Here is an 18644-nt window from a genome sequence, read left to right as displayed (position 1 = left end):
GCAATCATGGATGGCTTTCGTGAGAGAGGGTTGCTGCGGATCATGTTGATCCCCCGACGGGGGAGGCTTCAGGCGGCGTGCGCCAGAAGAAGAGATCGTCGACGGTGCGGCCGAAGACCTGCGCCAGCCGCATGGCCAGCTCCAACGACGGCGCGTAACGCCCCGCCTCCAGCGATATGATCGTCTGGCGGGTGACGCCCGCGGCCCGCGCGAGGGCGTCCTGGGTCATCTCGCCCGCCTCGAAACGCAACCGGCGGAGATTGTTGCCGATCGCCAGTTCAGTCATCGGCCAGCTCCGGGCGCGACGCGGCCCAGTAGCCGACCAGCTGGATCACACAGGCGGTCAGCACGCCCAGCTGGATCAGGACGATCAGAACATTGCCGAGGACGAAGGGGGTCAGTTCCTCGGTCACGACGACCGGCGCGAACCCCAGCGTTAGCAGCAGGACGATCAACAGGGCGATCAGCGCCCGAAACCCGGCGTGGGCGCCCCGCGCCGCCATTTCGCGATCCCGTTCATCGCGCGCCATCGCGCGGGGCCGCATCACGAGCCATCCGATCGCCGCGCCCAGGACCAGGGTCCAGTTGTCGACCGCCAGGGTGTTGCCTCGCCCCAGATGGATGTCGAGCCCGGTGGCCAGGGAGGCGGTGAGGTGGCTGGCCAGCACCGCCATGGACACCGTCGTGTGCCAGGCGAGTCTCTCGTAGGGGCCCGGTTCGTCGCCGGTCGCATCGCGACGTCGATCCCAATGGCGACGGGCAAGGACCGCGGAGACAACCAGCAGGCTCGCGCCGATCCACCCCGGTGAGATCGGCCAGGACGCCCAGGTCCAGGCCAGGACGCCGCCGAACACGGCGCTCGCGAACAGAACCCCGAAAATTCTCAGCAAGAGTGCGCTCCACCAGACACAATGTAATGTGTAGCGGACATTGTGTCGTGTCAAGCGGACGTAGCCTGCACGGCCGCGCGGCTTGCCCCCGGCCTGGCCTCATGTCATCGCAGGGCTTGACCGAGGATGCCGCGATTATGGGTACGCCCGCCCGTTCCGCCGTCGATAAAGACGATGAGACGTCCAGCATCGACGTGATCCTGGGCGAGGGCGCGGGCCTCCGCCTGGACAAGGCGCTGGCCGAGGCGATGACGGGCCTGTCCCGAGCCCGCATCCAGGCCCTGATCGCCGAGGGGGCGGTCAGCCTGGACGGCGTGGTCGTGACCAACGGTTCTGCAAAGGCAGCGGCCGGCGCCTATGCCATCGCCATCCCGCCGCTGGCGTCCGCCACGCCCCTGCCCGAGGCCATCCCCCTGACCGTCCTCTACGAGGACGCCGACCTGATCGTCATCGACAAACCCGCAGGTATGGCGGCGCACCCTGCGCCGGGCACGCCCTCCGGCACTCTGGTCAACGCTCTGCTACACCACTGCGGCGCGTCCCTGTCGGGCATCGGCGGGGTCGCGCGGCCCGGCATCGTCCACCGGCTGGACAAGGACACCTCCGGCGTCATGGTCGCCGCCAAAACCGACCGGGCCCACGCCGGACTGTCGAAACTCTTCGCTGCCCACGACATCGAGCGCACCTACATCGCCTTGACCCGCGGCGCGCCCTCGCCCGAGCGCGGCCGGATCGAGACCCTGATCGGCCGCTCGTCTTCGGACCGGAAGAAGATGGCAGTCCTGAAAGCCGGCGGTCGCAACGCCATCACCGACTATGTGGTCCAGGCCCGTTTCGCCGTTCCCGTGAAGGCCGGGGCCGCGCCTCTGGCCGGGCGTGTGACTTGCACCCTGCACACCGGGCGGACCCACCAGATCCGGGTACATATGGCCTCGAAAGGCTCCCCCATTCTCGGCGACGCCACCTATGGCTCCGGCAGCCCGGCCGCCTCGATCCGCGCCGCGATCGAACAGTCCGGTCTGACGCGGCAGGCGTTGCATGCTGCGGTGCTGGGTTTTGTCCACCCGGTGAGCAGCGAAACGCTACGGTTCGAGACTCTCCTACCGCCGGACATGGCGGCGCTCGAAGCCCTGCTGGCCGCCCTCTGAAAGCCATAGGGCAGGGTAACCTCGGCGGGATGGGCGGCGAACACCTTGCTGACGCGCGCCCGCAACAGCACACCAACGTAAGTCTTGATAAAGGACTGACTACCCGCTAGACACCCCTCTCATCGGCGCTAGTGGCGCCAGGGTCACGGTCACGCTTCAGTGTGACGATCCGCCTCTGACAAAGACGGCAACCCGTAGCTACTTGTCCGGTTGAGGGGTGAGGAGACGGTGCACATTCGGTGGCCGCCTGCGTCGAGCCTGCTCTTATCTAGGTTCGGAGGGACCAAATGGCTGCACTGAAATCACTCGCGGTGATGTCGCCTGAACAGGGACTGTCGCGATATCTGACGGAAATCCGCAAGTTTCCGATGCTCACCAAGGACGAGGAGTTCATGCTCGCCAAACGGTGGACCGAGCACCAGGACTCCGAGAGCGCGCACCGCCTCGTGACGTCCCACCTTCGCCTCGTGGCCAAGATCGCCATGGGTTATCGCGGCTACGGCCTGCCGATCGGCGAGGTGATCTCGGAAGGCAACGTCGGCCTGATGCAGGCCGTGAAGAAGTTCGACCCGGACAAGGGCTTCCGCCTGGCGACCTACGCCATGTGGTGGATCCGCGCCTCGATCCAGGAATACATCCTGCGCAGCTGGTCGCTCGTGAAGATGGGCACCACGGCGGCGCAAAAGAAGCTCTTCTTCAATCTCCGCAAGGCCAAGAGCCAGATCTCGGCCTTCGAGGAAGGCGACCTTCATCCCGAACACCTCTCGGCCATCGCCACCAAGCTGGGCGTGTCCGAGGAAGAGGTGACCAATATGAACCGCCGTCTCGGCGGCGACGCCTCGCTGAACGCACCGCTGCGCGTTGACGGAGAGAGTGAGTGGCAGGACTGGCTGTCGGACGACAATGCCGTGTCTCAGGAAACGGCACTGGCCGAATCTGAGGAGAAGTCGCTGCGCATGGGCCTGCTTCAGGAAGCCATGGGCGAGCTGACCGATCGCGAGAAACACATCCTGACCGAACGTCGCCTGAAGGACGATCCGGTCACTCTGGAAGAGCTGGCCGGCCAATACGGCGTGTCGCGCGAGCGCGTGCGCCAGATCGAGGTCCGCGCCTTCGAGAAGCTGCAGAAGGCCATGCGCGCCGCTGCAGAAGAACGGAACCTCGTCGACGCGTAAATTTGACCCGCGGAGGGCACGGTGAAACAGGCGCACGGGACCCCTCGTGCGCCTGTTTTCTATCCGATTGCGAAGATCAACTGGCCCGCGACAGCTCCGTGCCCGTTTCGGCCAGGGCCAGGGCCAGCGCCGCGCCGATCGGTCCAGCCAAGGTCCCCTTGGTCGGCGCGCCGACGGACAGGCAGCCTTCCAGACCGGCCGCCGCGACCGCCAGCCGGGCGTCAGAGGTCCTGATCGCCAGGGCCTTCAGCGTTTCCGCCTGTTGCTTCACGGCGCGCACGGCCTGGATCGGGTCGCTGTCGAACTGAGCCAGGGCGGCGGCGAGAATGCGCAGGGCCTGATCCTTCACCGCCGCCGCGGCCGCCTCAGCCGTCGCGGGCTTGTCGGCCTTGCGCTTCTGCGTTCCGTCATACTCACCCGAGTTGAACCGGCGCCGGTCCGGCCCGACGTAACCGACCCCCTCGATCCAGTCGCGCGGCTTCAGCGCCACATTCTCGACCCGACGGAACAGGTCTGAAGATGTGAAGGGCTTTCTGAGGAACTCGTGGATGCCCGAGTCGCGCGCACCCTTGATCGAGGAGGCCGTCGCGTCGGCCGTCATCATGATGATCGGTGCCCGTCGGCACGCAAAGTTCGACCGGCGAATACTCTTGGCCAGCCGTTCGCCGTCCAGCCGGGGGCCTGCCCGTTCGGTGAAGATCAGGCCCGGCTCCATCTCGCGCGCATGATCCAGGACGCGATGCTCGTCAGTCTCGGTCACGACCTCGCGCGCGCCCAGGCTCTTCATGATGTCCAGCAGCAGCCGCGCCGATGCGAGGTTCGGGTCAGCGATGAGAACGCGTCGAACAACCGGTTCAATGCGGTTCAGGGTCTTGGCATCAGCTGCGAACACCGGGCAACTCCAGGTAGGTCAGCCCTATGGCTAGCCGCCGCCGGTTAAGGTCGCGTTGAGCGAAAACGGAATTTCTCAGCCCTGGAACGGATCCCGCATCAAAATTGTGTCGTCCCGCTCAGGGCTCGTCGACAACAGGGCCACAGGCGCGCCGATAAGTTCCTCGATCCGACGCACATATTTGATGGCGTTGGCGTTGATGTCCTTGAAAGTGCGGACGCCGCTGGTGCTCTCGCTCCAGCCCGGCAGCTCCTCGAACACCGGCTCAGCCGCTGCCTGGTCCTTGAGGCTGGACGGCAGGTAGTCCAGCACCTCGTCACCGACCTTGTAACCGACGCAGATCTTCAGCGTTTGAAGCCCGTCCAGCACGTCGAGCTTGGTTAGTGCGATGCCATCGATGCCGTTGATCGCCACCGACTGGCGCACCAGCACGGCATCGAACCAGCCGCAGCGACGTGGGCGCCCCGTGTTCACACCCACCTCGCGCCCCACGGTCGCCAGATGCTCAGCCACGGCGTCGTTCAATTCGCAGGCGAACGGCCCCTCGCCGACGCGCGTGGTGTAGGCCTTCACGATGCCCAAGACATAGCCGACGCCGCGCGGCCCCAGGCCCGAGCCCGCTGCGGCCTGTCCGGCCACAGTGTTGGACGAGGTCACATAGGGATAGGTGCCGTGATCGACGTCCAGGAACGCGCCCTGCGCGCCCTCGAACAGGATCCGCTTACCGGCCTTTTGCGCCTGATCCAGCACCCGCCAGGCCGGCTTCACATAGGGCAGGATCTTCGGCGCAATCTCCAACAGTTGCGCCAGCAGCGCCTGCGGATCGATCGGCTCAAGCCCCAGGCCGGCGCGCAACGGATCGTGGTGCGATCTCAGCCGCTCGATCTTGACCTTCAGGTCGTCTTCGTTGGCCAGGTCGCAGACCCGGATGGCGCGACGCCCCACCTTATCCTCATAGGCCGGGCCGATGCCGCGCCCCGTGGTGCCGATCTTGGCCCCCGGCGCACTCGCCGCCGCCTCGCGCGCCACATCCAGCGCCGGATGAATGGGCAGGATCAGACAGGCGTTGTCCGCGATGGTCAGGATATCGGGATTGATGGTGACGCCCTGAGCCTCGATCTTCGCGATCTCGCCGACCAGATGCCAGGGATCGACGACGACACCGTTGCCGATGATCGACGGCTTGCCCTGCACCACACCGCTGGGCAGCAGCGCGAGCTTGTAGACCTTGCCGTCCACGACCAGTGTGTGGCCGGCGTTATGGCCGCCCTGGAAGCGCACAATGATGTCGGCACGGTTCGACAGCCAGTCGACGATCTTGCCCTTACCCTCGTCGCCCCACTGGGCTCCGACCACCGCTACGTTCGCCAAGGCAATAACTCCGCTGAATGCGGGCGCAGCCTATAGCGGGGGAATCGCGCGATGTCGTCCCAACCGGGACGATTTAAGCCTGCAGTTCACCGACCGCAGTCTCGAACGCCCAATCCAGCCACGGACCGACCGCCGCCACGTCCTCGGTCTCGACGGTGCAACCGCACCAGATTCGCAGGCCGGCCGGTGCGTTCCGGTGGCTCTCGACGTCGAACGCGGCCTCTTTGGCCTCCAGCAAGGTCTTCATCCGTTTCACAAAACCCTGCCGCGCGGCGTCGTCCAGCGCCATCACGCGCGGATCGACGATCTTCAGGCACACCGAGGTCGTCGATCGGATCGCAGCGTCCTCGGCGAGGTATTCAACCCAGCCCGTCCGGCCGACCCAATCGTTCAGTGCCGCCGCGTTCGCATCCGTCCGCCGGATCAACTCCGCCAGCCCGCCCGCGCCCTTCGCCCACTCCAGGGCGTCGATCCAGTCCTCCAGCGTCCACACCGAGAAGGTGTTGATCATGGTGCCGGTGGCCAGCGACCGATCGAACCCCTTGCTGTCCCTCAGACGCAGCACCTTGGGCACGGCGCGCGCAGGCTCGTAGTTGTCCAGACGGGCCACAGCACGCGGCGACAGCGCCGCCACCCCGATCCCCGCTTCGCCGCCCAACGCCTTCTGGAAGGAGAAGGTCACGACATCCAGCTTCGAGAACTCCATGGGCATGGCGAAGGCGGCCGAGGTGGCATCGCAAATCACGATCCCTTCCCGGTCGTCCGCGATCCACTCAACGCCCGGCGTCCTCACACCCGAGGTCGTGCCGTTCCAGGGGAAGACCAGATCCTTCGCGGGATCGACTTTCGACACGTCCGGAAACTGACCCCAGGGCGCTTCGAGGATTTCAAGATCGTCGAGCTTGAGATGGTCCCTGGCGTCGACCACCCACTGTTTTCCGAAATTCTCGAAGGCCATCACCTGCACGGGCCGCTCGCCCAGCATGTTCCACATGGCCGCCTCTACGGCTCCGGTATCCGACCCGGGCAGATAGGCCAGCACCCAGTCCTGCGGGACCTCAAGCACTTCCTTTGTCAGTTGCAGACCATAAGCGAACCGTTCGACCACCTCCGGCGCGCGGATGCCCCGCCCCAGAAGATCGTGCGGCAAGGCCTGCGACGACCAGCCCGGCCGCTTGGCCGTGGGCCCCGCGGAGAACCAGGGCCGCGCTGGCTTGACGTTCGGCTTGGAGATCATCAGCCCCGTCCGGGCTTGTAGGGACGGTTGGCGCGCCAGTCCTCGGCGACCCTCTGAAGGATCGGGTCAATAATCTCGGGCAAGGTCACGACCAGCCGCGCTTTCAGGTCGCCCCGCGCCCCGCCGGCGAAGGCGCCGCGCCCCTTCAGCCTGAGAGTCTGTCCCGAGTTCGACCCCTTGGGGACAGTCACAGAGACCGCTCCATCCGGCGTCGGGCACTCCACCTTCCCGCCAAGGATGGCGTCGGGCGCAGAGATCGGCAGATCCATGGTCAGATCGGCCCCGTCGACCTTGAACACCGGGTGGGGCGCAATGCGGAGCTCGATCAAGGCATCTCCCGGCTCGGTCCGTCCCGGTGTTCCCTGTCCGCGCAACCGGATGGTCTGGCCGTTGGTCGCACCCTTCGGGATCGTGACGTCGAGGGTGCGTCCATCCGAAAACTGTATTCGCCGGGTGGCCCCGCCGATCGAGTCCTCGAGGCTGATCTCCAGCGTGGCCCGTACATCCTGCCCGCGACCAAAACCCGTGGCCCGGCCTCGCCCGCCTCCGCCGAACCGACCGAAGATATCGTCGAGATCCAGATCCTCGAACGCGGCACGACCGCCGGGACCGCCGGCATGATTGAAGCCGAACCCGCCGGCGCCCGCACTCGTTGCGCCGGGCTGCCCGCCGAATCCTCGATACTGCGCCTGCCCGTCGGCATCGATCTGGCCGGAGTCGTATTTCGACTTCTTGTCCGGGTCATTCAGCAGGTCGAACGCCGCCGAGACGCGCTTGAAACGTTCCTCGGTCGCTGTGTCGCCACGGTTCTTGTCCGGGTGCAACTCCTTGGCCAGTTTGCGGAACGCGGCCTTGATATCGGCGGCACTCGCCCCCCTGGACACACCCAGTTCCTTGTAGGGATCACCCGCCACGCCGTTCGCCGCTCCGTCACGCTTCGTCGAATCCGGCTCGCGCGTCGCGACCGACCTTCGCTTCGTCAGTTAAGGCATGCGGTGTTCGGTGCAACGTTTTTCAGGCGATCAGCGGTGCCTGCGCCTCGACGCCCCACCCGAAGCCGGGCCCGTACTGCGATACGGCGATCAGCGCATCCGGCCCAATGCCGAAGGGAAAGTCCTCGGCCAGATCATGGACGCTGTACAGCGATGACCTCCCCTCTACCTCGAACACCCGCCGTTCCAGAACGCCGTCCAGAACCCGCACCCGGAACCGAAGCGGATCGACATCCGCAGGTTCCAGATCCCAGACGTCGCCGATCCGGACCCTCGGAGTCATTTGCAGGTGCCGCCCGCCCTCCTCGCGCGTCACGCTCAGGACCGGACTCCACGGCCGTGCGTGCAGCCCACGCCGGGTGAATGAGGTCTCCGCGAACCTGGCCCCGCCCGGTGTCTCCCCGCTCGGACCGACACGCACGATCCGCGCCAGTCCCCGTTCACCGGTCGCCATCTCAAACCGCCCTGCCCTGGGATCCAGCAGCACGACGAGGCTGCCCTCCGACGCACCCGCAGACATCTCGCCTTCCGTCCCCTGCTGCCCCCGCAAGAGCCCGCTCAACCGCCAGACGCCGTCGCCCGACAGACTTGCCTGTTGATACTGCAAGATCTCCCACCCCGACGCCGTCTCCACGGCCGCCAGATTGGCACCGTCCAGCACGGCCCCTTCCGACCTGCTGGCCGGAGGGGTGCCCTCCAGTCGCACCACCATCGTGTTCGCATTGTCCCAACGATGCAGGGCGCCCGGGGCCAGGGCCTGTGTCAGCCGTCCGACTGTCCCGGGCGACCCGACCGTTCCCCTTGTCGTCAGAGTCTCTGCATCCTGCCCGACATGCACCATCATCGGCCGCCACGGCTCGCACGCCACGATCGCGATCAGCCGGTCGTCCGCTTCCGCGCCCGGCAGTGGCGGCAGGTCAAGAACCTGCACAAACGGCGTTGCCGCCGCCTCGACGCCCGATCCCGGCCGCCACACGACCGGCTCGGTCCCAATGGACACCGCATCCCGGCGCACCAGCACCGCCGTCGGTGTCTCGTCCAGCGTCATCCGCTCGATCCGCCAGGTGCCGGCTTCGCCCTCGACCACCACCGTGTCTCCGGCCTCGAGCCGCAGCGCTTCCAGCGGACCGAGGGCAAGCATCAGCCGATCTTCGCCCGCGCCCCTCAACAGCCGTCGCGCCATGGCCTTCGCCAACCCCGCGTCGCAGACGGCCGGCAGGGTGGCGTCAACGCCGCCTCCTTCGCCTTCGCCCCGGACCACCGTCGCGCCGGTCTGGTAGTCCGCACCCTCGTCGATGAACCTTACCCGCGCCATCCCCGGAACAGCGTCCAGCGACCGGGCCCGCACCGGGCCCACGCTCTCGTCCGTCAGTGCCAGGGTCTCCAGCACCAGCAATGCGCCCGCGCTCTCAACCCCGATCAATGACACTCGACCGCCCCGCTCGGCGGCTGCCATGTCGAATGCCTGCAGGAGAGGTTCCAGGGCATCGCGCGTCCGCATCGGCCGGTCGATCACATAGCCGGACACAGCGCCCGACGCCGGGCCGATCTCGAAATCGTTCACCCCTCCCCGCCTCAGGATCGCGGCCAGAAGCGTCCCCGCTTCCCCGGTCATCCGCCCGTTCAGCCAGTGCCCGGCTGCCCATGCTCCGGCATCGACCCAGACGTCGGCCCGCGCCGGAAACGCCGGATAGGGTCGCGCATCCCAGCACCAGGCGTCGGCCGCCTCCAGCATCGGTCCGCCATAGATCGCCGACGTTGGATTGTGCTCCGGCACCTCGAAATGGGTCAGCACCGCCTCAAGCGCCCTTCGCTGCATGCGGTCGTCCCGCGCTCCCGTCGAAAATGGCGGCAGAAAGCTCTCGGAGGACTTCGAATCCTGGAACAGGTTCGGCGCATTTCCACCCCGGTCCACCGCGGCGCACCCAAACTCGGTCAGCCGGATCGGCTTCATCCCTGGAACCCAGGCCGTCGGCGTCGCACTCCTCACTCCGGCCGGCCGGTCATGGTGCGGGTTCGACCACCAGCCGACCAGGTCTTTGGCCCGAAACACCCAGCCCTCGCCGTGCGCGGTGTCGATGATCGGCGTCCTCGTCTGCGCCGCTCGCTCCGCATCGCTGGCGTAGTACCAGTCGAATCCTTCGCCCCCGGCGACCTGGCTGGCCAGATAGTCAGGATCATCTGACCCGCTGAACATCCCGGCGTCGATCCCGCCATTCCCGTCGCGCCAGTCCCCTGCGGGCGGATACCAGTCGATGCCGACGTAGCTGATCGCCTCGTCCGCCCACAGCGGGTCCAGATGAAAGATCACATCGCCGGACCCGTCGCCCGGTCTATGTCCGGAATACTCCGACCAGTCCGCTGCGTATGAAAGAGCCAGGTCTGGCCCGGCTACCGCCCGGCAGTCTGCCGCCAGCGATCTGTATTGCGCCACGGCCGGGTATCCACCGAGCTCGTCGCGCGTCCAGGTCAGCCCGCGCATCTCCGACCCGATTAACAGGCCGTCGCAACCCGTCTCGGACGCCAGCCCGGCATAGTGCAGCGCCAGCCGACGCAAGCCCCAGTCTCCGCCGAAGATCGCCGCCACATCCGCCGACGCCTCGGAGCCGTCCCGGCCCAGGATCCGGCCTCGCCACGGATAGGCCGGCTGCCGAACGCCCCCGTAGGGATCAGGCAGATCGTTGTCCGCCGCAACATCCATGAACACGAAGGGATACAGCGTCACCGCCCACCCCCGTGTCTTTAGCGCCGCCACCGCCTGCCTGACGGAGTCGTCCGACGGCGTTCCGCCGTAGGCGGGCGATCCGTCGACCTCGCTGACAAGATGTGCATCGTCTCGTCCCAGACCGGCGACCGACCAAACGAGCGGTTCAGTCGGCTTGTCCCGCCGTTCGACGCCCGGCTTCACCCGGCAATGAGAAGCTCTCAGGTCATCGCCGAACCAGCCGACGACGAGACTGACCCGCTTCAGATTCGGGCATTGCGCCTGCAGCTGGTCCAGCGAGGCGGTCAGGTCCGTCCGACCATCACCCAGGTGCACATTCTCCGCCGCAGTCCGCGTTAGCCCCTCCCGCCGAATGACCGGCTCGGCCGCCAGCACGAACTCGCCGGCCCCGGGGATCAGGCACACCCCTTCCAGCTTCTCCTCCAGAGTCTCTCCGCCCGGCCTGCGGAACACCTCGAAACTCAGCTGTGGCACCCGGTCTCCGAACGACCCGAGCGGCAGGTCCTCGAAGACCACATAGGCCGTGCCTCGATATGCGGGAGCCCCAACGGATCCCGCCGCGGATCCGGTCCCCGGGGACGCCTCAACGGCTTCGATCAGCGGGTCCGGCATCTGATCCGGCACGCCGCAATAGACCCGCATCGCCACGCCCGTCTGGTCCAGAAGTTTGCCGTCCGCCCAGATCCGACCGATCCCGTCGATCGGTCCCTCGCAGATCGCCACCGCAAAGCTCAAGGAATAGGCGTAGTCCACCGTCCTCGGCCCGCCCTTGCCCCCGCTGCTCTCGTTCCGGCGCTCCAGGAACCGCGCGGCCCAGATCATCTGTCCGGTCACGCGCGCCCGGCCAAAGACGCAGGCCATCGGCGCCCCCTCCGCCGTCGACTGGAGTCTCAGCGTCTCCAGCCTTGGCCCCCGCTGCCGGGCCGGCATCAAGCCGCCGATCAGTTCCCGATCAACGAGACCGCCAAGTGTCGCGCCCGCGGCACGCCCGGCTCCGCCGCCGATCAGTCCGCCGACACCGCCCAGGATCACCTGCGCCATCAACCGCCTCCGCTCGTCTCACCAGGCCAGGCGAACACCGCCGCCAGCCGTCGCATCCACCACGGCCCCATCCAGCTCTCGACCACCGCCCGGCCCCAATAGGCGTGGATCATCCGCGGCTCCGGCCCATCGACATCGCTCAGGATCGAACAGTGTTTGACGGGCGCCCCCTCGGCCATGCGGAACAGCAGGATGTCGCCGGGCTGCATGTCTCCAACCGGCTTCTCGACCAGCCAGCGCTGCGCTGCGTCCAGCAGAGTCTCGTCCCCGCCCACCTCGGCCCAGTCGGGCTGGTACGCGGGCATCGCTTCGGGCTCCACGCCCACCGTCTCTCGCCAGACACCACGCATGAGGCCCAGGCAGTCCGCTCCTTCGCCCTTCAGGCTCGCCTGATGCCGATAGGGCGTGCCCAGCCATCCGCGCGCCGCCGCCACACGATCGCTCACCGCCGGCTCCCGCCGTCGTGTCGTCCGCCGGTCGCCGGATAGGCGGTCAGGAAATCGTCGCCCGGAATGTCGGGAAAGCCCTGGAAGTTGACGCCGTTGCCGAACGTCTTGACGCAGGTCTCCCAACGCTTGTCACAGGTCCGTCCGTCCGGATTCACGCCGCACCGCACGTCGCCCAGCACCGCGTCGCAGGACCGCCCATAGGTCCGTCCCACGACCCGCTCCAGCGCCGCCAGCGGGCCGTCGATCTCCGCAATGAACCCTTCTCCCTCGCGCCGGATCCGGCTCAGGAGACCGCGACCCAGCAAGACCATCAGGTCGGGTTGCGCCCAGTCCATCCGCAACAGCGCCACCGTCGCCCGGTCCCACAAACCTGCCGCGACATCGGCCTCGACGATCCGCTCGTCATCCAGCACACCCCCGACCGCCATGGTCCCGGCCGCGAGTCCCTCGGCCGTCTCCGCCGCCCCCTGCGACCAGCCGCTCGCCGCACGACACAGAACCCCGTCGACGCTGAGGTCCCGGTCGTGATCGGTGAACCCCAGCCGCGTCGCGTCAGCCCGCTCGACGATCCAGACATGGCAAAGCGTCGCTGCCCCGCTCTCGATGCGGGCGGCCATTTCCTCAGGAATGTCGCGCATCTCAGACCCGCAGCTCGATCAGCGGAACCGCCGCCATTTGCCCCGCCCCGAAGCTCTCCAGCGTGACCTCCAGCCGATCCGTGTCGAACCGCACCGGCGTGTCGAACAGGAAGCCGGCTGTCACTGCCAAACCTGCGCCCGGCGGCGTGTCCAGCGTCACCATTCCCGTCGTCGAGTTGACGGAAAACGCTTCGCTCGCCAGTTCGACGCCCCCGACCTCGACCCGCACCGTTCCCTCGACAGGTTTGGCGATCGGCCGCACGACGTCGCCGTAGGCTTTCACCAAGGGGAAGGCAGTCCGTGTCCCGTTGCCGGCACCCAGTGCCTGGTCGGTCGCTGCAGGCGTCTCGCCCGGAGTGCACGACGCATAGTCGGCGAAATCCCGAAACCGGAACCCGTAGAGCCTGCCGCGTCTGGCCTCGAAGAAGGCGGTCAGCTCGGCCATGTCCGTCAGTGACCTCAGGTTCGCCCCGATCAGAAAGCGTCTGCGGCCCATCGCCCACGGGGTCGAGCGTCGCTCGAACCCGGACGCCAGGGTCACGACGTCGGTCCGCCGCTCGACCCCGCCCGTCGATCCGAACGCCAGCCGCGCGGGCAGACGCACTTCGTGGAAACTCATCGGCTTCCCCCGACTGCGATCCTGTCGTCCCCGCGAAGGCGGGGACGCAGCTCATGAAAGGCCATTCATGACTCCTGTTTCACTTGTCGGGCGAGCACCGCTCGTTCAGTCTCGTTCCCGAACGCGGCCGCACTCGGCCGCCCGGCAGGAGAGCCCGGTTCAATGCGCGGTCAGATTCTCAGCTTCGACGATGCCTCAGGCGCAGGTCTCATCTCGGGCGACGACGGCATCCGCTACACCTTCGGCCGCGAGGCGGTTTCGCCGCCGGCCGCCGTCATGGCCGGTCTGCGGGTCGATTTCGTGCCCGTGGCCGGAGAGGCGACCAACATCATGCTCCTGGCCGCTGCCCCGGGACCCGGCGCACCCTCGGCCACGCCCGGCGTCCCGACCGACAGCTTCGATTTCAAAACCGTCCTGTTCTCGTTCCAGGGTCGCACCCGACGGTCGCATTTCTGGATCGGCTGGCTGATCTGCCTCGGTGTCGGCGTCGTGGCGGGCTGGCTCCCGATCATCGGCGGCCTGATCTCCCTGGCCCTGATCTGGCCGAACCTGGCGATCACGGTCACACGCCTGCATGACATGGGTCAGTCAGGCTGGCTGGCGGTCATTCCCTACCTCGTCACGATCGGCGGGATCATCGGCATCATCTCGACGGTCGGCCTGTCTATTTTCATGAACAGCGAAGCGCTGCAGAACGAAGATCCGGCTGCCATCTTGGCCCTCATCGGCCCCGCCCTCGGCATCGGCCTGTTAATTTGTCTGGTCACGCTGGGTTTCCTGCTCTGGATCGGCCTGAGCGACGGTCAGCGCGGCGACAACCGCTTCGGTCCCAATCCCAAGGGCGAATAGCCCCAGGCTCAAGTAGCGCGACCGCGCGATAGCCCACAAAGAAAGTCTACAGCCGTCGCGCACCCAGCGCGGCGGCTCTGGCCAGCATCTGGACGATCTGGGCCTCGGACCTGAGCAGGGCCGGAGCGCCGCCGTCGACCGTGACGTTCACCGTCACCCCGCCGCCTCCACCCGGTTCGATCACGCCCGCCGTCGTCGGCCGGAACACCTCGGGCCCGCGCTCGCCGACCAGATAGGCCCCGCCGCCCAGCACCGGTCCGCCCTCTGCCCGCGCACCGGAAAAGCCAACGGCACCCGCCACCGCCTGCGCGATCGCCGCGCCCAGACCACCGCCCGAGCCTCCCAGGCCCGCGCCCACGGCGCCCAGGACCGCCCGCGCCAGTTCGGCCAGGCTGACTTCTCCGTCCGCCGCCGCCCGGGCCAGCGACCGCGTCAGGCTGGCCCCGGCGCGCCCGAACGCCTCCTCGATCGCACCCGCCGCCCGTTCCGCCGGCTCCCTCAGCGCCTCCAGCGCCGCCGCGGCCTCCGCCGCCCGCGCCGGCACGCCGTCCAGCGCATCCGGTCGAATGTCGTCGCTCATGTCCCGTCTCCATCCGGCCAGGCCGCCATCAACCGCTCGAAGTCGCCGCGTCCCATCGGCGCAACGCCCGGCGCGGCTTCCGTCAGCATTCGCCACTCGGCCAACGACAGCCGCCAGAACGCCTCGGGCCGCACGCCCAGAGCCGCGCCGGTCCGGAGCATCGTTGCCCAAGGCGTCGCCTCATCCACGCGCAGCAACGAACGCCCGCGCTACGGCTTCCGCCGCCTCGACCGGATCGATCGCCGCCCGGTCCAGTTCCCCCGCCAGCGCCTCCTCGCCGCCGCCCCGCAACAGCGCCGCAAGAACCGCCATCAGATCTCGCGCCGACAGCGCCCGCATTCGCTCCGCCAGCCCTGCGATCCCGAACACGCCCAGCGCCGTCTCGATCTCCGCCAATGCGCCCAGCGTCAGACAGAGCCTTCGCGGCCCACCCGCCAACATCGCCACAGCCTCGCCTCGTACCCCGTTCGCCCCGGTCATGCGGCCGAGAACACCACGGCCCCGGCGCTGGCCAGGCTGATCGCGAACGTCGCCTCTCCCTCGTGATCGCCTGCATACTCCAGCGCCGCCAAAAGGAACGGGCCCTCCAGCACGCCGAAGTCCGGCACGATCAGTCGCCAGGTCTTCACCCCCTGGTCAAAGAAGGCCTCCCGGATCAGCGCATCTGACGCCGCATCACGAAAGATCCCCTGCCCCGACACCGCCGCCGACTTCACCCCGGCACCGCCCAGGAGCTCGCGCCACCGCCCGGCGCTGTCGGCGTCCGTCGCATCCACCGTCTTGGCATTAAGCGAGATGGTCCGGGCCCTTAGCCCCGCGACCGTCGTGAACACGCCTGGCGCGCTCTCGATCTTGAGCAGGATGTCTTTTCCGCGCTGTGCGGCCATGGTCGTTCTCCCTCAGATGTCTTCGGTAACAGCCCGGACGCGCACCACGCCCCAGACCCGCCTGTGGTCGCTGGAGCGGAACACGTCGGCAAAGGTGGCGCGGATCGACACAGCGCGGACCCCGTCCGCCTCCAGCGGCGCTTCATGCAACGCCGCCCGCACGGCCGCGCAGATCGCCTTGGCTTCTTCCGTCCCCTCGAACCGTGATGCGCAGCGCAGGGTCAGCGCATGCTCCACCCCGCATCCGTCCGCCTCGACCGGTCGGCTCCCGGATCGGCCGACGAGCAGATGCGGATACCCCGCCCCCCTCGGCGCCGCGTCCCAGATCCGCGCCGGATCGCCCAGCAACGACTGCAGAGCGCCGTCGGCCCGCAGGTGCGCAATCAGCGCCTTCTGCAGCGCATTCTCATGGTCGCTCATCGCGTCCTCTCGATGTTCAGGGTCACACGTCCGGGTCGATCCGGATCGCCGTCGATGGCGGCGATGACCCAGTCGGCCCCGCCGAACCGGACCACGCGACGCTCGACTAGGCGCGGGTCGGCCCGCGTCTCCGCTAAGGCGGCCTCGACCTTCGAGGTCACGCCGGCTTCCGTCCGCTCACCTTGTCGTCGTCCGTTCAGCCGCAACCAGACCGACCCGATCGGCTCGTAGCTGACGGACCGCCCGCCATAGGGCGTCTCCGCCTCCACTGGCTGGAGCAGTTCCGCCAGGACCCTCACAGCCGAACCACCCGATAGGGCGCGAGCCAGGCCTCGACCGGCCGGATCGTCATCTCGACCTCGCCCCGCTCGTAGGCGCGCAAGGCCAGCATCAGGATCGCCAGCCTCAGTGGCGCTGCCGACGCCGATGTGAGTTCCAGCCCCACCTCACTCTCGACCCGAGCCCGGGCTGCATCGATCAACGTCTGGATCAGCCCGTCCTCGGCATCGTGCTCGACGCGCAGGAACAGCTTCGCCTCCGTGAGGCTCACGGGTGCGGTCATGGGAATTCTCCGATGTCAGATTGCCCCTCTCCCCTTGCAGGAGAAGGCTTGAGCGCCCGCGAGCATCGCGAGTGGTCTTGCGCGAAAGGGTGAGGGGTCTCGCTGCCGGCTCGGTTGAGCGCGAGTGTCACCCCTCACCCGCCCGCGCCAGAACGGCCGCTGCCGCGACCGTGCGCGGCCTCCCTCTCCCGCAAGGGGAGAGGGAGTAATCACGTCAGCTCACGGAGAACTTCATCACCTTGATGGCGTCGAAATTCTGCACCCCGCCGCCGACGCGCTTGGTCGTGTAGAACAGCACATAGGGCTTGGCCGAATACGGATCCCTCAGCACCCGTACGCCCGCGCGGTCGACGATCAGATAGCCCCGCTGGAAATCGCCGAACGCGATAGCCGCGCTGTTCGCCGCGATGTCCGGCATGGTCTCAATCTCGGTCACAGGATAGCCCAGCAGCGACGCCGTCTCGCCCGGCCGCGTCGCCGGCGACCAGATATAGTTGCCGTCCGCATCCTTGAACTTGCGCACCGCCGAGACGGTCTTGCGGTTCATCACGAACCGCCCGTTCGGCCGGAACTGGGCCTTGGGGGCATAGATCAGGTCGATCAGCCTGTCCCCCGGACTGGAGGCCGCGAAAGCCCCCGCAGCCCCCGACGCTACGTAGCCGATGTCGCCCCAGGCGTGAGACGCCTCCGCCACGATCGAATAGCCGAGGAAGCCCCTGGGCTTGTTCGTCCCGTCGCCGGTCACGAAAGCCGTCGTCTCCTGCGCCGCGAACACGTCCTCGACCTCCGAGGCCAGCCATTCGTCCAGATCGACCAGCGCATCGTCCAGCAGGCTCTGCGTCGCCGCCGGATTGGCGTAGAGATCGGCCGCCGGGAACTCCAGAAGGGCCAGAGTCGCCGGATCCGTCTCCGGCCGCGCTGCCGTCTCCGCCACCCAGCCGGAGGCGATGCCCGCGGTCGACACCGGCTTCCTGAACACGCCCGAGGCCACCGTCCGCACCGTCGCGATCTCGCGCATCGGACTGGTCGCCATCAGGCGTCGCTCGATGGCCCGCTCCGTCTCCGGCGGCACCACATAGCCGCCCGAGTTCGACGCCGACGACAGCCCGGCCTTGATCTCCAGCCCCAGCTCGCGCCCGGTCCGCACATAGCCCTCGAACGCCGCCTTGGCCTCGGGCACCGAAACGACCACCGCTGGCTCGGCTCCGATCGCCGGCCGTCGCGCCTCAGACAGCGCACGGTCCAGACGCGCCTGGGCCGCGCCAACCGCCTGATCGATCCGCGCCACCTTCTCCTCCAGCAGCGTATCGGCCGAGGCCTTCTTCTCGATCTCGTTCAGCCGGGCGTCGTTTGCCCCTTTGAACGCCTCGAACGCGGCCATCATCTCATGCATGGCTGCGCGCGCCTCGGGCGAAGCCGAAGCCTGTTTGGTCTCTTTCATCGTGTCTCCGCTTGAAAAATCCGGCGGTCCACCCGACCGGAACCGCGACCGGAACCGTCAGGTCCCGCTCGATTGACAGGGTCCGGCCCCCATGGTCCGCTCTGCCCAACCGCAAAGCTTCCCGAAGGACGACCCCGATGTCTCTGATCCGTTCTGCGATCCTCGCGACCGCGCTCGTCGCCTCGGCCGGCGCGGCTTCCGCCGCCCAGCGCTGCGGCGCCACGACCCACACCAGGTTCGACGAGACCCGCGCCTATTTCCAGAACACCCTCGGTGCCTGCCGCCCCGACGGCTACTGCTCCGCCGTCCTGGCCCTCACGCCTCCCGACGATCAGACCGCCTATGCGCAAGAAATGCGCATCGCCCGTCCCACGCCCGGCGCGCCCCACGAGGTCAGCCTGGTCTCCGTCGTCCCGTCCTCGACCGAGGACGGCCAGCCCATGTCCGTATTCTTCGGTCGTCGGCCGATCGACCTCGTCGGCAAGATCGAACTCCGGGACAATGTCTCCAACGAGTTCCATGTCACGGACCGCGCCACGATCGATGCCATCGTCTCGGGCGCCCGCCGCTCCAACGGCATGCGCTGGACCTACCAGTCCGAGACCGGCCCCGCCGACGCCTGGTTCGCCCTCGGCGGCGTCACCCGTGCCCTGACGTGGATCGACTGCATGGGTCGCCGCTAGACAGGCACCCGGGTTTCGACCGCCGACCGGTCCCGCGCGGACGTC

At 67.9% G+C, this 18644-nt stretch carries 22 protein-coding genes; 4 read left to right on the top strand and 18 right to left on the bottom strand.

Annotation, left to right across the window (positions count from 1 at the left end):
* Window positions 1-40 precede the first annotated feature (40 nt).
* Together ACW18A_RS02725 and ACW18A_RS02720 are read right to left on the bottom strand one after the other, a co-directional pair.
* Window positions 41-286, bottom strand: coding sequence for a helix-turn-helix transcriptional regulator (locus ACW18A_RS02725; protein ID WP_492023285.1), 246 nt, complete (start codon window positions 284-286; stop codon window positions 41-43).
* Entirely contained in the window at window positions 279-890 is a 612-nt protein-coding gene (locus ACW18A_RS02720; RefSeq protein ID WP_492023284.1) for a hypothetical protein, read from the bottom strand. The genes ACW18A_RS02725 and ACW18A_RS02720 overlap by 8 nt, the downstream gene beginning before the upstream one ends.
* Before the next feature lie 137 nt (window positions 891-1027).
* Between ACW18A_RS02720 and ACW18A_RS02715 the strand changes: the two genes are divergently transcribed.
* Together ACW18A_RS02715 and rpoH are read left to right on the top strand one after the other, a co-directional pair.
* Window positions 1028-2038: an RluA family pseudouridine synthase gene (locus ACW18A_RS02715; RefSeq protein ID WP_492023283.1), complete on the top strand. Its 1011-nt coding sequence runs from the start codon at window positions 1028-1030 to the stop codon at window positions 2036-2038.
* 287 nt (window positions 2039-2325) lie between these two features.
* Window positions 2326-3213: an RNA polymerase sigma factor RpoH gene (gene rpoH / locus ACW18A_RS02710; RefSeq protein ID WP_425987803.1), complete on the top strand. Its 888-nt coding sequence runs from the start codon at window positions 2326-2328 to the stop codon at window positions 3211-3213.
* Window positions 3214-3289: 76 nt separating this feature from the next.
* On the opposite strand, the gene ACW18A_RS02705 is transcribed toward rpoH, so the two are convergent.
* From ACW18A_RS02705 to ACW18A_RS02670, 8 genes are all read right to left on the bottom strand, one after another.
* Complete coding sequence (locus ACW18A_RS02705) at window positions 3290-4105, bottom strand: response regulator (RefSeq protein WP_492023282.1); 816 nt, start codon at window positions 4103-4105, stop codon at window positions 3290-3292.
* Window positions 4106-4180: 75 nt separating this feature from the next.
* On the bottom strand, window positions 4181-5476 hold the full coding sequence (locus ACW18A_RS02700; RefSeq protein WP_492023281.1) for an adenylosuccinate synthase: 1296 nt from the start codon (window positions 5474-5476) through the stop codon (window positions 4181-4183).
* Window positions 5477-5549: 73 nt separating this feature from the next.
* Window positions 5550-6713, bottom strand: coding sequence for a phosphoserine transaminase (locus tag ACW18A_RS02695; RefSeq protein ID WP_492023280.1), 1164 nt, complete (start codon window positions 6711-6713; stop codon window positions 5550-5552).
* Window positions 6713-7627 (bottom strand): DnaJ C-terminal domain-containing protein, encoded by a 915-nt coding sequence (locus ACW18A_RS02690; protein ID WP_492023279.1) that lies wholly within the window; start codon window positions 7625-7627, stop codon window positions 6713-6715. The genes ACW18A_RS02695 and ACW18A_RS02690 overlap by 1 nt, the downstream gene beginning before the upstream one ends.
* A gap of 100 nt (window positions 7628-7727) precedes the next feature.
* Window positions 7728-11471, bottom strand: a complete 3744-nt coding sequence (locus tag ACW18A_RS02685; protein WP_492023278.1) for a baseplate multidomain protein megatron — start codon at window positions 11469-11471, stop codon at window positions 7728-7730.
* Window positions 11471-11917 carry an NlpC/P60 family protein gene (locus ACW18A_RS02680; RefSeq protein WP_492023277.1) on the bottom strand — a complete coding sequence of 149 codons (447 nt, stop codon included), beginning with the start codon at window positions 11915-11917 and terminating at the stop codon, window positions 11471-11473. The genes ACW18A_RS02685 and ACW18A_RS02680 overlap by 1 nt, the downstream gene beginning before the upstream one ends.
* A complete protein-coding gene (locus ACW18A_RS02675) occupies window positions 11914-12558 on the bottom strand; it encodes a phage/gene transfer agent baseplate hub protein (protein ID WP_492023276.1) in 645 nt (214 codons plus the stop codon). Before ACW18A_RS02675 ends, ACW18A_RS02680 begins: the two co-directional genes overlap by 4 nt.
* Window position 12559: 1 nt before the next feature.
* The gene (locus tag ACW18A_RS02670; protein WP_492023275.1) at window positions 12560-13177 is read right to left on the bottom strand and encodes a phage distal tail protein, Rcc01695 family; all 618 of its coding nucleotides are present in this window, start codon (window positions 13175-13177) and stop codon (window positions 12560-12562) included.
* A 162-nt stretch (window positions 13178-13339) separates the two neighbouring features.
* Here ACW18A_RS02670 and ACW18A_RS02665 point away from each other — a divergent pair, with 162 nt between their 5' ends.
* Entirely contained in the window at window positions 13340-14026 is a 687-nt protein-coding gene (locus ACW18A_RS02665) for a DUF805 domain-containing protein (RefSeq protein ID WP_492023274.1), read from the top strand.
* Between the two features lie 46 nt (window positions 14027-14072).
* Here ACW18A_RS02665 and ACW18A_RS02660 read toward each other — a convergent pair whose 3' ends face one another.
* The 8 genes from ACW18A_RS02660 to ACW18A_RS02625 all read right to left on the bottom strand — a co-directional run bounded on the left by ACW18A_RS02660 (window position 14073) and on the right by ACW18A_RS02625 (window position 17916).
* Entirely contained in the window at window positions 14073-14606 is a 534-nt protein-coding gene (locus ACW18A_RS02660; protein ID WP_492023273.1) for a phage tail tape measure protein, read from the bottom strand.
* On the bottom strand, window positions 14603-14767 hold the full coding sequence (locus ACW18A_RS02655; protein ID WP_492023272.1) for a phage tail assembly chaperone: 165 nt from the start codon (window positions 14765-14767) through the stop codon (window positions 14603-14605). The genes ACW18A_RS02660 and ACW18A_RS02655 overlap by 4 nt, the downstream gene beginning before the upstream one ends.
* 19 nt (window positions 14768-14786) lie before the next feature.
* Window positions 14787-15086 carry a GTA-gp10 family protein gene (locus ACW18A_RS02650; RefSeq protein WP_492023271.1) on the bottom strand — a complete coding sequence of 100 codons (300 nt, stop codon included), beginning with the start codon at window positions 15084-15086 and terminating at the stop codon, window positions 14787-14789.
* Window positions 15083-15493 (bottom strand): phage major tail protein, TP901-1 family, encoded by a 411-nt coding sequence (locus ACW18A_RS02645; RefSeq protein ID WP_492023270.1) that lies wholly within the window; start codon window positions 15491-15493, stop codon window positions 15083-15085. The genes ACW18A_RS02650 and ACW18A_RS02645 overlap by 4 nt, the downstream gene beginning before the upstream one ends.
* Window positions 15494-15505: 12 nt before the next feature.
* A complete protein-coding gene (locus tag ACW18A_RS02640) occupies window positions 15506-15913 on the bottom strand; it encodes a DUF3168 domain-containing protein (RefSeq protein WP_492023269.1) in 408 nt (135 codons plus the stop codon).
* Window positions 15910-16212, bottom strand: coding sequence for a head-tail adaptor protein (locus tag ACW18A_RS02635; RefSeq protein ID WP_492023268.1), 303 nt, complete (start codon window positions 16210-16212; stop codon window positions 15910-15912). Before ACW18A_RS02635 ends, ACW18A_RS02640 begins: the two co-directional genes overlap by 4 nt.
* Window positions 16209-16475, bottom strand: coding sequence for a head-tail connector protein (locus ACW18A_RS02630; protein ID WP_492023267.1), 267 nt, complete (start codon window positions 16473-16475; stop codon window positions 16209-16211). The genes ACW18A_RS02635 and ACW18A_RS02630 overlap by 4 nt, the downstream gene beginning before the upstream one ends.
* 214 nt (window positions 16476-16689) lie before the next feature.
* Window positions 16690-17916 (bottom strand): phage major capsid protein, encoded by a 1227-nt coding sequence (locus ACW18A_RS02625; RefSeq protein WP_492023266.1) that lies wholly within the window; start codon window positions 17914-17916, stop codon window positions 16690-16692.
* Window positions 17917-18053: 137 nt separating this feature from the next.
* On the opposite strand from ACW18A_RS02625, the gene ACW18A_RS02620 reads away from it, so the two are divergent.
* The gene (locus ACW18A_RS02620) at window positions 18054-18599 is read left to right on the top strand and encodes a hypothetical protein (RefSeq protein WP_492023265.1); all 546 of its coding nucleotides are present in this window, start codon (window positions 18054-18056) and stop codon (window positions 18597-18599) included.
* The last annotated feature ends 45 nt before the right edge of the window (window positions 18600-18644 follow it).

Source organism: Brevundimonas sp. AVps5, assembly GCF_058681515.1.
The sequence above is the reverse complement of the archived record's forward strand: the minus strand, read 5'-3'. Positions and strand labels throughout refer to the sequence as shown.